The sequence below is a fragment of the Bacillus cereus group sp. BfR-BA-01441 genome, from assembly GCF_022663075.1.
Lineage (GTDB): Bacteria > Bacillota > Bacilli > Bacillales > Bacillaceae_G > Bacillus_A > Bacillus_A cereus.
In genome coordinates, this window is the sequence record NZ_JAKUEU010000004.1 from 14,317 (window position 1) to 27,316 (window position 13,000).

The window sequence follows — 13,000 nt, forward strand, 5'->3', positions numbered from 1 at the left end:
TTGTTCCCCTCATTTTCTTAACTTACGATAATCTAAATCTCCTCGCTCTAATGCGTGCATTAACATTTCAGCACTTGCCATATTCGTTGCAAGTGGAATCGCATATACATCACATAAACGAAGTAATGCATTCACATCCGGTTCATGCGGCTGTGCTGTTAATGGATCGCGGAAGAAAATCACCATATCTAAATCGTTCTTTGCAATCATTGCACCAATTTCTTGATCTCCACCAAGAGGGCCAGATTGATATCTTGTTACAACTAATCCAGTCGCTTCCATAATGCGAAGCCCTGTCGTTCCTGTTGCAAATAATTCATGTTGTTCAAAAATTGGTTTATATGCGTATGCAAACGAAACCATATCATTTTTCTTTTTGTCATGTGCGATTAAGGCAATTTTCATCCGTTGTCTCCCCTTTAGTCGATAATATTTTCTAAACCGTACACAAGATGATCAAGGTTCATTACTGTCTCAATTGATAGTTTTACACCTGACATAAATGATGCACGATTGAATGAATCATGACGAACTGTTAACATTTGTCCATCTCCACCAAACATTACTTCTTGGTGTGCAATAAGCCCTGGCAAACGTACACTATGAATGTGAATACCGTCTACATTTGCACCTCGTGCACCTGCTAGTTGCTCTACTTCATTTGGATGACCTTGCTGCTTTGATTCACGATTTTGGCGAATTAACTCTACCGTTTTTACAGCTGTACCAGATGGTGCGTCTAATTTTTGATCATGATGTAATTCAATTACCTCAACATCTTGGAAATATTTCGCTGCCATTTGTGAGAATTTCATCATAAGAACTGCACCAATTGCAAAGTTTGGAGCAATAATTGTTCCTACTGCTTTTTCTTTTGCATTCTCTGTTAAACGTGTCAATTCTTCTTCTGTAAATCCAGTTGTACCAATAACCGAACGAAGTCCACGCTCAACTGCAAGTGTAACGTGTTGTTTCCCCACTTCTGGTGTTGTTAAATCTAACAACACATCTGCTTCTACTTCATCTAAACAAGTATGTAAATCAGCGTAAATCGGCGCATGTAATGCTGGCATGCCAGGTAAATCAGAAATCTTCTCACCACCATGCTTATAATCCACTGCTGCTACTAAATTAAAATGTTCCGTTCTTTCCATAAGAAGGACTGCTTCATGTCCCATACGTCCTCTTGGTCCGGCGATAATTACTTTAATTTCTTTCATTATTCTTTCTCTCCCTCATCAATACGTGTCCAGCGATCTTTATCACGTGTATTAAATTTATTCATTACAATGTTATGTGCTGTCTCTAAATCAATATTTAAACTATTTGCCATACAAATCATAACAAATAATACATCTCCAAGCTCTTCTTCAATACTTCTTTCTTTTTCAGTTGTTTTCTTCGGTTTCTCACCATAATAATGATTTACCTCTCTTGCAAGCTCTCCCATTTCTTCCGTTAAACGAGCCATCATTGCAAGCGGACTGAAATAACCTTCTTTAAACTGACCAATATATGCATCTACTTCTTTCTGCATATCTTTCATCGTTTTTGCTTCCATACTATTCACCTCTAATCCTTCCTCTTTCATGTTAGCCAATTCATCGCGATTTGACAAATATTATTCCCCGCCAAACACCTATTTGCGACCCATTTTTGGATAGACTATAATAAAGTGAAACTTCTTTTGTGATTTTTTTGCAAAAGATTAGTTGAACTAATCGGGTTCCTACGGCTGGTTCGCCTTTCTTCAGAGCTTTATCTCCTAACAGCCGTTGGTACGGGGTAAAGTGAAACTTCTTTTGCGATTTTTGCAAAAGATCAGCCCACACCAATCGGGTTCCTACGGCTGGTTTGCCCCTCTTCTTTGCTTCATCTCCTATCAGCCTTTAGAGCGGGATAAAGTGAAACTTTCTTTTGCACTTTTCACAAAAAATCAGCCCACATCAATCAGGTTCTTACTATTTTCACTAGCAACTAGAAATTACTTATTATTATGTTTTACCGTTTCAGCGGAGCAATGCAATCATTACATAATTAGGGGGATTTCTATATGACATCAAAATTGAAGATGCGAAATATTATTTTTATTTTAATTGGTTCCGCTATATTTTCTTTCGGTATTGTCAATATCAATATTGAAAACCACCTTGCAGAGGGTGGGTTTACTGGTATTACACTATTATTGTATTTTTTATTTAAGTTTGATCCTTCCTACTCAAACTTAATTTTAAATATCCCTATATTTTTTATTGGCTGGAGGTTACTTGGCAGAACGACATTTTTATATACATTAATTGGAACCTTTAGCGTATCTTTATTTCTATGGATTTTCCAGCGTTACGAAGTACTCAACTTACATTTAAACTTGCAAAATGATATGACACTCGCAGCTTTATTCGCCGGGGCATTTATCGGTATCGGCCTTGGAATAATATTTAAATATGGCGGGACTACTGGCGGTGTAGATATTATCGCACGACTAGCGCACAAATATGTTGGCTGGAGTATGGGGAAAACAATGTTTATGTTTGATGCTGTCGTTATCGTCGTCTCTATTCTTACCTATTTATCATACCGTGAGGGCATGTATACGCTAGTTGCTGTTTTTATCGGTGCTAAAGTCATTGATTTTATGCAAGAAGGAGCTTATGCTGCCAAAGGAGCGACTATTATCTCAGAGAAAAACGATGAAATTGCTGCCAAAATTTTATCTGAAATGGAGCGCGGAGCAACCTTTTTAAAAGCTGTTGGATCGTATACAAAAGTGGAACGTAATGTATTGTATTGCGTTGTTGCTAAAAATGAAATCGTGAAATTAAAGAATATCATTACTTCTGTAGATCCTCATGCTTTTGTCGCTGTAAGTGATGTACATGATGTAGTTGGTGAAGGGTTTACGTTAGATGAAAATAAAAACCCTTTACATAATTAAATATAACTAGAAAAGCGCCTTAGCTTTTCTAGTTTTTTATTACAAGTCTTTTAAGCTTCTCAAAATCCTCATGAATAAACTCCAATAAACTCCGATTATAAAAAATGGAAGCTGGATGAAAAGTCGGAAAAACATGATATTCTTTCTCTGACCATGTAAACTCTGCACTTTGCATATCCTTTAATTTTTGAATGGGCTGTTTTAATAATTGCCCGTGTACATCTGTGATTTTTTTATTTTTTCCTGTTAAACGTTGAAGACCGATATTTCCAAGCGTGACGATAAGCTTCGGATGTATTTTCTCTAATTCATAATCTAACAAAGGCGCATGGGCAACTATTTCTCCCTGATTTGGCGTTCTATTATACTTTTTTTGTATGATTTCACCATTTCGTTCTTTTTTCTCTCGCCATTTATAAGGTCTACTCCGAACAGCGCTCGTAATATATACTTCTTCCCTTGTAACGTGGATACGCTCTAAAAAAACCATTAATTGTTTTCCCGCCCTCCCGCTAAACGGAATCCCATTATGAATTTCTGTTTCACCAGGTGCTTCTCCTAACAACATAAATTTGGGATTTTCAGGACCTTGTCCACTTAAAAAACCTTCTAGTTGATAAGGAGCACTACGCTTTTGCACTTGTTTTACTAAATGGTCTGGATATTTCATTTCCCCCACCACCTTTCCGCATTACTTCTATTATTTCTATTTGCAATACATTATATAATTCAATCCACACAACAAAAAAAGACTATCAAAATTGATAGTCTTTAGTCGTCGCTACGCTGCATACCAGTATACATTAATACGAGACGTAATAATTCAAATACAGCTACAGCTGCAGCTGCTACATATGTTAATGCTGCCGCATTTAATACTTTACGAGCTTGCCCATATTCATCTGTTGATACAATACCTAACGCTTCAATTTGTTGCATTGCGCGCTTTGACGCATCAAACTCAACTGGCAATGTAACGAGCTGGAACACAACACCTGCTGCCATTAAAATGATACCTAATAACAATAGTTTTGACATTGTCGCAAATATACCAATCATAATAAATACCCATGATATATTCGATCCAAAATTAGCCACAGGAACTAACGAATGACGAATACGCATAAAGTTATAATCTTGTGCATCTTGAATTGCGTGTCCTACTTCGTGTGCTGCAACTGCTGTACCAGCAACTGAATGTCCATAATAGTTATCTGTTGATAATCGAACCGTCTTAGCGGTTGGATCATAATGGTCTGATAAATGACCTGGTGTTTCTTCTACAGCTACGTTGTATAATCCATTTTCATCTAAAATTTTTCGAGCCACTTCCGCTCCTGTCATACCTGATGTTGAATAAACTTGTGAATACTTGCTATAGGCACTACGTACTCTTGACTGTGCATACAACGGTATGATCATTATGATCGCGAAGTAAATTAAATAAAACATCATGAACCTCCATTGAAGTTTTAATTATAGTACTTCTCATTCTATTTTCTTCTGCCACTATTGTCAATGAATAAACCTTACAATCCATATCTTTATTTATTGCATTATCTATTTTTAGAATGTACATTACTTTTTCTTTTTTCTCTCTCTCCTTTATACTTTCTCCATCCAACATAAGTTAATGTGAATAAAATAAGTCCCCCAGTAATTGTCATAAACCAAATGAGAGAGGGTGCAATTTCATCTTTTTTTACTGTGTGAAATATCTTTTGCAAATCCCCTTTAATAATCCCTAATTGCATTTGGCCGCCTTTCGTTTTTAACATAACGTTACGAAATTCATCTAAATAAGATAAATGAACATTTACACGCTGGACCTCGTTTTCTGGCAAAGCAATCATTAAGCTTGGATAAATAATATTGAATTCATTTAAAAACGTATTTAACGTTTGTTGAAACTGCCCAGCATCTTCTTTTTCCATCGCTTTTTCCATTTGAGAAAAGGCATCCATTACTTTCCTTTCTCTTTCCATCCAAAGTGGTTGATATTTCGATACTTGTGCATCAACAGCAAGTTGTAATGCCAGCACATTATCAATTTTAGCTTGCTTACCTAAACCTTCTTCAGAGAGCGATTGTTGCGCCTTATCGTAAGCTAAAGAAATAACTCTAACTTGATCTGGTGTTACTTCCTGCTTCTTTTCATTCCCCTTTATTAAAAACTGCTCCGAGAAATGTTGTAATACTTGTACCGCTTTTTCATCTTCATTACGCTTCACTAACTGTAACGAGTCGTCTAACAACCCTGTTAGCTCATTCCACTCTTCAGCATATATACGTAACGGAAACATTATAATTAGAAATGCTATCAATCCAATTAATGTTCTCTTCATCCCGGTCCCCCCTTAACTACTAGTACAAAATATGTTAATTTGGACAAGAATAGAACAGAACTAGACCGAAAAATATATTATCGTTTTACAAAGAAAAAAATTCTCTTTAAGCAGAGAATTTTTTCTGTGACATCCTTTTCTTTTTTACGAGATATCTATATAAACTGTAACAAAGTATACTCCCACCTAAAATGAATAATAAAATAGCACACGCAGCATGCATAAAGAACTCTTCTGGTAACATTAATATAATTGGATCCTTTTCAGGATCAAAAACCCAATAATCATTACTAAATAAAAGTTTATGGAATAATACAAAACTCTTTTCAAAATTAATAGCAATTGGTAACATAAGCGCTATCGGAAAAATGATTGTTAAAATCGATCCGTGCAGTAAAAACTTTTCATTTTTCTTTTTTAATAAATAAATTCCGCCTATCACTGCAATCATAATTGTCGCATACATCACATATTGAATCTTTACTAAAATATTTTTAACATCTACAAAATGAATACGGCCATTTGTGGACATATCTAATGTGGGCAAATGTAATGCTCCGTCATAAAACGGGGATAAATATGTAATAAGCACATCGTAATTTCTTTTAATTTCATCCTTCGTCATATCCGCTAAATCAGGAATATTTAAAAAATCAATTTCAAAATAATACAACCATTTTCCATACACAACTGCCGTTGTTGCGAGTGCAAAAATAGAAAATGCTATGCTATATGAAACAACTAAAGTAATCAATCGATCCAATATTTTTGTACCACTCTTATTTTTCTCCATGTTCTCCCCCTAAATGTTCTAACCATCATAAAGAAAATTGTTTTCTTTGCTCACGTAAGCAACAATAATATGTAATACATAGTACAGCAATACTTAACCAAAACGTAAAATAACCAATTTCCTCTACAAACAAATGCATAATTCCATATCGCGGCATTTGCCAAAATAAATAATCAATTGCATCGTTATGCAACGTCCACACAGCTGCTACTATAAAATGCCATTTTTTTATACGATAGAATGGAGCATATAAAAATCCTTGTATTGCCATCGCGAAGTGCGAAAGCATTAACATGTAGCCCATAAAGCCTATAGGCCCTTTTACGTAAATCATAATCGCGTTTACAACAACAGCCCAAATACCATATTTTATTAAAGTTACAATCGCTAACGCTTCTATTAATCCCCAGTTTCTCTTTGCCAAAAAAGCAATTAAAACAAAGACAAAAAAGAGAGTCGCCATAGGACTATCTGGTACAAACGGCCAAAATATAGGTGACGTTTCTTTCAATTGATTTCCGTACCATATAAATCCATAAATTGTACCTAATAAGTTAACAATTAATAAAAATAATAATACCGAGCGTTGTCTTAACATTGCATACAAGTACACCAATCCGTATGTCCAACACCTTTCAAGCAAAGTAATTCATTCACTAAATCCTACTCTATTATAACAAACTTCATCCAACTAAATAGAAAAGCTGACTACAAATTTTGTAGTCAGCTTTTTTATTATTTTTTATTATACTTTGCAACGAATTCCGAAAGCTTCTTCAGTTCCTCATCCGTACCTTTAAATACACCTTTAGGCATTGAACCTTTTCCCTCTTTCGCAATTTTAGCAATTTCTTCTGGCTTTAAAGTTAAGTTTTGCAGTGCCGGTGCTGCTGCCCCGCCTTGTAAATTGTCACCATGACATGTTAAACAAGTATTTTTTTGCATTAATTTATAGCCATCATCATTTTTATCAACTGGCGCTGTTTTTACAATTGCTCCTTGTTTTTTTGCAGCTTCCCAGTCGTGGTGTGCTACAGATTCCCAAGTTAAAAAGATAATCGATGCAATTGCTAAAAGCATAAATCCAGTTGCCACAGGACGCTTCAATGGACGTCTTTCTGGACCTCGATCAAGAAATGGAGCTAACAGTAATGCTCCAAACGCAATCCCTGGCATAATAAATGCTCCAATTACAGTAAATGAACCGGAAGCATACGAATACTTTAATAACTGATACAAGAATAAGAAATACCAATCTGGAAGTGGTATATATCCAGCATCTGTTGGGTCCGCCATTCTCTCAAGCGGCGACGGATGCGCCACTGTTAAACATAAATAACCGATTAAAAAAACTGCACCAACCATCCATTCTTTTAACAAGAAGTTCGGCCAAAATGCTTCTGTTTTCCCTGGGTATTCAGAATAGTCTTTTGGAATATTTGGTTTCCGAGCTACTGGTACCCGAGAATCTCCTACAAACTTCATCCCTTTGCCGCGATGCATAATCTCCCTCCTTTAGTTCTTTCCCCTTTAATTTAGCAATCTCTTATAGTGGACCGGAAATACCTTGTTTGCGAATCATGATGAAGTGGAAGGCCATTAAACCTAGAAGTGCTGCTGGTAAGAAGAAGACGTGAATAGCAAAGAAGCGAGTTAATGTTTGAGCGCCAACAATTTCGGAATGACCAGCGAGTAATGTTTTAATATAAGGACCAATGAGCGGTGTTTGCTCTGCAATTTGAATCCCTACTTTTGTAGCAAATAAAGCTTTCATATCCCACGGTAATAAATATCCGGTAAAACCAAGACCTAACATAACAAAGAAAATAAGAACACCAACAATCCAGTTTAACTCACGGGGCTTTTTATACGCACCTTGGAAGAAAACTCTGAGTGTATGTAAAAACATCATTACAATTACGAGACTAGCACCCCAGTGGTGCATACCACGAACAATTTGCCCATAAGCAACTTCATTTTGTAAATAGTAAACTGATTCCCAAGCATTTTTAATATCAGGCACATAATACATCGTCAAAAACATTCCAGATAAAATTTGAATTACAGTAACGAAAAAGGTAAGTCCTCCAAAGCAATAGACGAATGCAGAAAAGTGATGTGCCGGGTTTACATGTTCAGGTACTTCATGATCAGCGATATCACGCCATATTGGTGTAATATCTAATCTTTCATCCACCCAATCATAAATTTTATTTAACATCTACTTTGCACCCCCTCTTGGCTTCGCTTTTCCTAGATACAGCGTTCCATCTTTCACTTTAGACTCGTACACATCAAGCGGAGCAAGGGGTGGCGTACCTTTAATGTTAATCCCATCTTTTGTATAACGCCCCCCGTGACATGGGCAAAAGAATTGATTCGGATGTGCTTTGTCCGAATTCCAGTTAACTGTACATCCTAAATGTTTACATACTGGAGAGAACGCAACAATGTCTCCGCTTTCATCTTTATGAACCCAAGCTGATTTTGGTTCTTCAGACTTGTACCAACCATCAACCTGCTTCACTTTAAAATCGAAACGCTTCGGCTCTGTTGTAATATCCTTTACTTGCGCAACAGCAACCATATCCGTTCCCGCTTCTTTTCTTAACACCGGATCAAGCGCAAATCGCGTCATCGGCATTAAAATACCGGCAGCCATAAAGCCTCCTACCCCTGTGAGTGTGTAATTTAAAAATTGTCTTCTTGACACGCGATGTTCTTTCTCGCTCACGAAAATTTCCCCCCTCTATCAGAAATTGTCCCCTCGTGATAAATTATATAAAAAATAAAAACTAGGACACTATCATGATATAATACGCTCATGCACAGGTCAATATCATACTACTCATAATAATAAGAACTTTCTGTTTATTATGAGTTTCCCCATTTCTCTTCCAACATCACCATTATATTTTTTATATGTGCATGAATAACTTCTCTTTTTGCTTGATCACTAAATTGTTCTAATGCTAATGAAGGAAACCAAAACAAATCTCCCTGTAACTCTTGCATATCCTCTTTCCATGAAAAATCACTTGTAACATAAGCAATATGCTTAAAACCTTCACTTCGTAAATGATTTGTCCATTCTTGCAAACGACCTTTTTCATTCTTTTGACTTTCTACCAAATACGTAAACGCAGGCAGTAAAAGCACTCTTCCCTTATACTCTCTTTCCAATTCCGTGCTCAACAATTCGATAAATTCACCTTGTTCTACAACCATTTTCATTTCTTTTGCTGCCGAAATTGATAACAGCGGTATTACTCCTGTATCAACATACTCTCTTGCTTGCTCAAACTGTTCCACATCTTTTACAATCCACTTCAAATTCCTTCCCTCCTTCACTTACAAATGACAGAACTTTCACTTTATATATATTAAACCATACTAAAAGAGGTAAAAAAAGAAAAACTACCCAATATAGGTAGTTTTTCTTGATGAAAGTCTGAAATTTGTAAAAATTTATTAATCCAAATAAATTCTATAAAGTTTTTAACTCTGCCGTTAATCTATGAAACGCTTCCTTATCTTGCTTATCTAACGCTTCATCAATTTGTTTCAAAAGGCGTTCTCTCCTAAACGAAAATACACTTTCTTCCAAAAACCTTTCTGCAAGTAAACGATCTTTTTCATTTACTTCAATATGCTTTGGTAGATATGGGTTTTCTTCTAATACAGCTACATAATTCGCATTTTGAAACGATGATTTAAAGTTGAGTTGAATATAAATATCCTCATCTCGATTTAAACGAATATCATGAAACGATTTTTCAGCATCTGTTGTCATAACATTTTGTTTAAAAAAGTGAAACGGTGTGTCTTTCACACAATTCGCTGACATCACTAAGCCACGCGGACAATATTTTGCATGCTCTACGAAGTGGACTTTATGCATCAATTGGTCGTGACTCATTAAATAATTCAGAATCCATACACATTCACGCTGTTTCAGTTGGTAATTATTCAAAAACCATTTTACAAAATCCTTCTTCTCGTTTACAGAAACAGGGGTATTCATAGCAATTAAGTCCCTCCTCTGTCTTTCTCTTTTCTTTTTAGATTCAAGAAGCGGCATTCAGTTTCCTTCCAACTTATGAAAAATCCTCTAAATTATATAACAACTCTTCAATATGAATTTGTGTCGGGTCTAGTTGTAATAACTGGGTAAATACTTCTTTCGCCTCTTTTCGTTTTCCTTCTTCCAATAAGAAATAACCGTACTCTTCTAAGAAGTCTGGATGATTCTTAAAAGAAGTATATGCACTTTCATAGTGTTTTAATGCATCCGAATACATTTCTAATTGTTTTTTTGCATACGCAAGATCCCAAAGTAGTTGTGTATCTGGTTCTCCACTATCAATAGCACGCTCTACAATTGCAATTAACTCTTCGTACTTTTCTTGTTCTTTTAAGATATATGCATATTTTAATGTTGCACCTAAATGCCCTGGATCTAACTCAAGCGCTTTTTGAAGAACTTCCTCTGCTTCTACTATTTTTCCTAATTTCGCCGCAATGTTCGCTAACTCTACATAAAATGGAACTGAAAGCTCATCTACTTTAATTCCTTCATGAAGCGTTTCATAGCTTTCTTGAAGCATTCCTTCTTTTTCATAGCTTTTCGCTAAATACATGTACAGTGATGCGTACTCAGGGTCTAATTCTTTTAGTTCTTGCCAAGCACCAATTGCTCTCTGATATTCTTCACCTTGGTATAATGTGAAGGCATATCCAAATAATGAGTGAATATCTTTTTGTTCCTCTAGGCCTGCTTCATAATAAGAAATCGCTTCTTCCCAGTTTCCGATCGCGCTTAACGTTTCTGCGAGGCGAAGTGCGATCACAACACCACCCATTACTTTATGTTCCGCTAATAGCGATTCATAATAAGTAATTGCCTTTTGTTCTTCACCTTTACTACTATATAATTCTGCTAACCCAAACGTAATAACAGGTTCATCAGGCATCATTTCTTTCGCCTTTAATAGTTTTTGCTCTGCTACATCATCAAAACCTTGCATTTGGAATAAATCTGCAACAAGTAATAACGATTGAACATATAAATCGTCATTTTCTGGAATATCATGAAGCACTTCAATCGCTTCATCTTCTTTATCTAGATCAATATATAATTCTGCTAAAAATACAGTGAATTCACTTTCTTCTGGATACAGTAAACGTAAGTCTTCAGTAATTGCTAATGCCTCATCTGTAAATCCAAGTGTATGATAGTAACGAGCGATATCATACTTCTCTTCATCATTCGCAATTTTTAATTGTTCTTTTAATAATTGTAATCCTTTTTCTGCTTCACCATTTTCAATATATGAAACAGCTTGTTCAAACTTTTGCATAAACGTCTCCTTTAATTCTAAAAAATATTCTCTTCTGTTCATTTATCATAAGCAACTCACTGTTAGAACGCAACCTTTAGAATGAGCATGCTTCTTCTTATACTTCTTCCTACAGAGTAGTTAATTGTTCAAAAGGTTCGGATATGACACCGATACCTTATCATCATCTTCTATTGTACCGCTTTCTTTTATGACCGTGCAAATAACTTCTCTCACTAATTATCAAGCCATACAAACCGTGGTTTACAGAATAACTTAATTAGCAGTCTTCAACCTTTATTTTGAATGCGATAAAAAAGGCTCCTATAATAGGAGCCTTCACAATCTCTTAAGAATATGTTTCTTCTTTCTGTACTTGCTCATTTACAAGCTCTTTCAGTAACTCTATAATTTCATCATTTTCTTCCTTCAAACCGACAGTAATACGAATACCATCATCGATACCAAATGCAGCACCAGAACGAACGATATATCCTTTTTTCATTAATCGTTCGAAAGCTTCATTACCTGGTATACCGAGTTTTAAGAAAATGAAATTTGTTTGAGATGGATAATAGAATACGTTATATTCTTTACAAAATGCATAATACTGATTTAAACCTTCAGCATTCTTTTGCACACAATCTTGTAAAAAAGCTTGATCTTCTAATGCAGCGAGTGCTACAGATTGGGCTACAGTTGATGTATTGAATGGTAACCTAGCTACTTCTAGCTGTCCGATTAACTTCGCATCCCCAATCGCATATCCGATACGAAAAGCAGCTAAACCATATGCTTTTGAAAACGTGCGTAAAACCATAAGATTTTCATACTTTTCAAGAAGTGGTAATGTTTGCGGATAGTCTTCTGCTTCCGCGTATTCATAATATGCTTCGTCCATAATAACGAGAGCCGACTTAGGAACTGATTCTAAAAATGAAAGTAATTTTTGTTTCTCAACATATGTACCTGTTGGATTATTCGGATTACAAATCCATACAATTTTCGTTTTCTCATCTACTTGCTCTAGCATTGCATCTAAATCGTGAATACCATCTTTAAGTGATACTTCACGAACTTCTGCTCCTTCAATAACAGCATGGTGATGATATTGTGAAAACGTAGGATTCGCCATTACAACGTTTGTTCCTTCATGTAGTAACGCTCGGCTAATCATTTGAATGACTTCATCTAATCCACTACCAAATAGTAGTTGTTCTGCTTTTACACCTAAATGTTCCGCTACTTTTGTCCGAAGTTCAAAGGCATATCCATCTGGATAAAGGGCATATTGGCTCGCTAAAGAAGTTAATGCTTCTGTCACACGTGCTGAGCAACCGAATGGATTTTCGTTGGATGCTAATTTCACAATTTTTGATAAACCATATTCTCTTTTTACTTCTTCAATGTTTTTCCCAGGCACATACGCTCTCAAAGTTAACAATTGCTCTTTCACTCTCATTTTTCTTCCCCCAGTCATTTCATTCAATTTGATTACAATACGGTTATAGCCCCTTACTGTAATCTTTTGTCATAACCGTCACTATTACGAGAATACCTCTAAATGAGCACTTCACAGCACTTCGCT

16 protein-coding genes are annotated in these 13,000 nt (G+C 35.7%); 1 reads left to right on the forward strand and 15 read right to left on the reverse strand.

The genetic code is table 11. From position 1 onward, the window contains the following. Positions 1-9: 9 nt before the first annotated feature. The 3 genes from mgsA to MR107_RS02875 are packed head-to-tail and all read right to left on the reverse strand — an operon-like array spanning position 10 to position 1,561. Entirely contained in the window at positions 10-405 is a 396-nt protein-coding gene (gene mgsA, locus MR107_RS02865) for a methylglyoxal synthase (RefSeq protein ID WP_000684765.1), read from the reverse strand. Between the two features lie 14 nt (positions 406-419). After that, positions 420-1,220: a dihydrodipicolinate reductase gene (gene dapB / locus MR107_RS02870; protein ID WP_000658813.1), complete on the reverse strand. Its 801-nt coding sequence runs from the start codon at positions 1,218-1,220 to the stop codon at positions 420-422. Further along, on the reverse strand, positions 1,220-1,561 hold the full coding sequence (locus tag MR107_RS02875; RefSeq protein WP_002108639.1) for a nucleotide pyrophosphohydrolase: 342 nt from the start codon (positions 1,559-1,561) through the stop codon (positions 1,220-1,222). Before MR107_RS02875 ends, dapB begins: the two co-directional genes overlap by 1 nt. A 492-nt stretch (positions 1,562-2,053) precedes the next feature. Here MR107_RS02875 and MR107_RS02880 point away from each other — a divergent pair, with 492 nt between their 5' ends. Next, positions 2,054-2,935 carry a YitT family protein gene (locus MR107_RS02880; protein ID WP_000202121.1) on the forward strand — a complete coding sequence of 294 codons (882 nt, stop codon included), beginning with the start codon at positions 2,054-2,056 and terminating at the stop codon, positions 2,933-2,935. Between the two features lie 28 nt (positions 2,936-2,963). Here MR107_RS02880 and MR107_RS02885 read toward each other — a convergent pair whose 3' ends face one another. From MR107_RS02885 to hisC, 12 genes are all read right to left on the reverse strand, one after another. Next, positions 2,964-3,605: a uracil-DNA glycosylase gene (locus tag MR107_RS02885; RefSeq protein WP_000876877.1), complete on the reverse strand. Its 642-nt coding sequence runs from the start codon at positions 3,603-3,605 to the stop codon at positions 2,964-2,966. 101 nt (positions 3,606-3,706) lie between these two features. Then, positions 3,707-4,390, reverse strand: a complete 684-nt coding sequence (locus MR107_RS02890) for a zinc metallopeptidase (RefSeq protein WP_011109966.1) — start codon at positions 4,388-4,390, stop codon at positions 3,707-3,709. A 101-nt stretch (positions 4,391-4,491) separates the two neighbouring features. Beyond that, positions 4,492-5,280 carry a sporulation protein YpjB gene (gene ypjB / locus MR107_RS02895; RefSeq protein WP_000831584.1) on the reverse strand — a complete coding sequence of 263 codons (789 nt, stop codon included), beginning with the start codon at positions 5,278-5,280 and terminating at the stop codon, positions 4,492-4,494. Positions 5,281-5,386: 106 nt separating this feature from the next. Further along, complete coding sequence (gene lit / locus MR107_RS02900) at positions 5,387-6,073, reverse strand: lipoprotein intramolecular transacylase Lit (protein WP_000414378.1); 687 nt, start codon at positions 6,071-6,073, stop codon at positions 5,387-5,389. A gap of 25 nt (positions 6,074-6,098) precedes the next feature. After that, a complete protein-coding gene (gene lhaT / locus MR107_RS02905) occupies positions 6,099-6,689 on the reverse strand; it encodes a lipoprotein heptaprenylglyceryl N-acetyltransferase LhaT (protein ID WP_134266030.1) in 591 nt (196 codons plus the stop codon). A gap of 119 nt (positions 6,690-6,808) precedes the next feature. Then, positions 6,809-7,576, reverse strand: a complete 768-nt coding sequence (gene qcrC / locus MR107_RS02910; protein WP_000554603.1) for a menaquinol-cytochrome c reductase cytochrome b/c subunit — start codon at positions 7,574-7,576, stop codon at positions 6,809-6,811. Between the two features lie 43 nt (positions 7,577-7,619). After that, the gene (qcrB, locus tag MR107_RS02915; RefSeq protein WP_000932700.1) at positions 7,620-8,294 is read right to left on the reverse strand and encodes a menaquinol-cytochrome c reductase cytochrome b subunit; all 675 of its coding nucleotides are present in this window, start codon (positions 8,292-8,294) and stop codon (positions 7,620-7,622) included. After that, positions 8,295-8,807: a menaquinol-cytochrome c reductase iron-sulfur subunit gene (gene qcrA / locus MR107_RS02920; RefSeq protein ID WP_001290418.1), complete on the reverse strand. Its 513-nt coding sequence runs from the start codon at positions 8,805-8,807 to the stop codon at positions 8,295-8,297. A gap of 140 nt (positions 8,808-8,947) precedes the next feature. Next, positions 8,948-9,406 (reverse strand): YpiF family protein, encoded by a 459-nt coding sequence (locus MR107_RS02925; RefSeq protein ID WP_000871313.1) that lies wholly within the window; start codon positions 9,404-9,406, stop codon positions 8,948-8,950. Positions 9,407-9,560: 154 nt separating this feature from the next. After that, entirely contained in the window at positions 9,561-10,097 is a 537-nt protein-coding gene (locus MR107_RS02930; protein ID WP_001095925.1) for a ReoY family proteolytic degradation factor, read from the reverse strand. A gap of 73 nt (positions 10,098-10,170) precedes the next feature. Next, positions 10,171-11,433: a tetratricopeptide repeat protein gene (locus MR107_RS02935; RefSeq protein WP_001168671.1), complete on the reverse strand. Its 1,263-nt coding sequence runs from the start codon at positions 11,431-11,433 to the stop codon at positions 10,171-10,173. A 328-nt stretch (positions 11,434-11,761) separates the two neighbouring features. After that, on the reverse strand, positions 11,762-12,874 hold the full coding sequence (hisC, locus tag MR107_RS02940; RefSeq protein WP_001264023.1) for a histidinol-phosphate transaminase: 1,113 nt from the start codon (positions 12,872-12,874) through the stop codon (positions 11,762-11,764). Positions 12,875-13,000: the final 126 nt, after the last annotated feature.

Bases quoted from the DNA above. Each gene is read 5' to 3' on its own strand.
- mgsA (WP_000684765.1), bottom strand. From the start codon at position 405: ATGAAAATTGCCTTAATCGCACATGACAAAAAGAAAAATGATATGGTT.
- dapB (WP_000658813.1), bottom strand. From the start codon at position 1,220: ATGAAAGAAATTAAAGTAATTATCGCCGGACCAAGAGGACGTATGGGA.
- MR107_RS02875 (WP_002108639.1), bottom strand. From the start codon at position 1,561: ATGGAAGCAAAAACGATGAAAGATATGCAGAAAGAAGTAGATGCATAT.
- MR107_RS02880 (WP_000202121.1), top strand. From the start codon at position 2,054: ATGACATCAAAATTGAAGATGCGAAATATTATTTTTATTTTAATTGGT.
- MR107_RS02885 (WP_000876877.1), bottom strand. From the start codon at position 3,605: ATGAAATATCCAGACCATTTAGTAAAACAAGTGCAAAAGCGTAGTGCT.
- MR107_RS02890 (WP_011109966.1), bottom strand. From the start codon at position 4,390: ATGATGTTTTATTTAATTTACTTCGCGATCATAATGATCATACCGTTG.
- ypjB (WP_000831584.1), bottom strand. From the start codon at position 5,280: ATGAAGAGAACATTAATTGGATTGATAGCATTTCTAATTATAATGTTT.
- lit (WP_000414378.1), bottom strand. From the start codon at position 6,073: ATGGAGAAAAATAAGAGTGGTACAAAAATATTGGATCGATTGATTACT.
- qcrC (WP_000554603.1), bottom strand. From the start codon at position 7,576: ATGCATCGCGGCAAAGGGATGAAGTTTGTAGGAGATTCTCGGGTACCA.
- qcrB (WP_000932700.1), bottom strand. From the start codon at position 8,294: ATGTTAAATAAAATTTATGATTGGGTGGATGAAAGATTAGATATTACA.
- MR107_RS02930 (WP_001095925.1), bottom strand. From the start codon at position 10,097: ATGAATACCCCTGTTTCTGTAAACGAGAAGAAGGATTTTGTAAAATGG.
- MR107_RS02935 (WP_001168671.1), bottom strand. From the start codon at position 11,433: ATGCAAAAGTTTGAACAAGCTGTTTCATATATTGAAAATGGTGAAGCA.
- hisC (WP_001264023.1), bottom strand. From the start codon at position 12,874: ATGAGAGTGAAAGAGCAATTGTTAACTTTGAGAGCGTATGTGCCTGGG.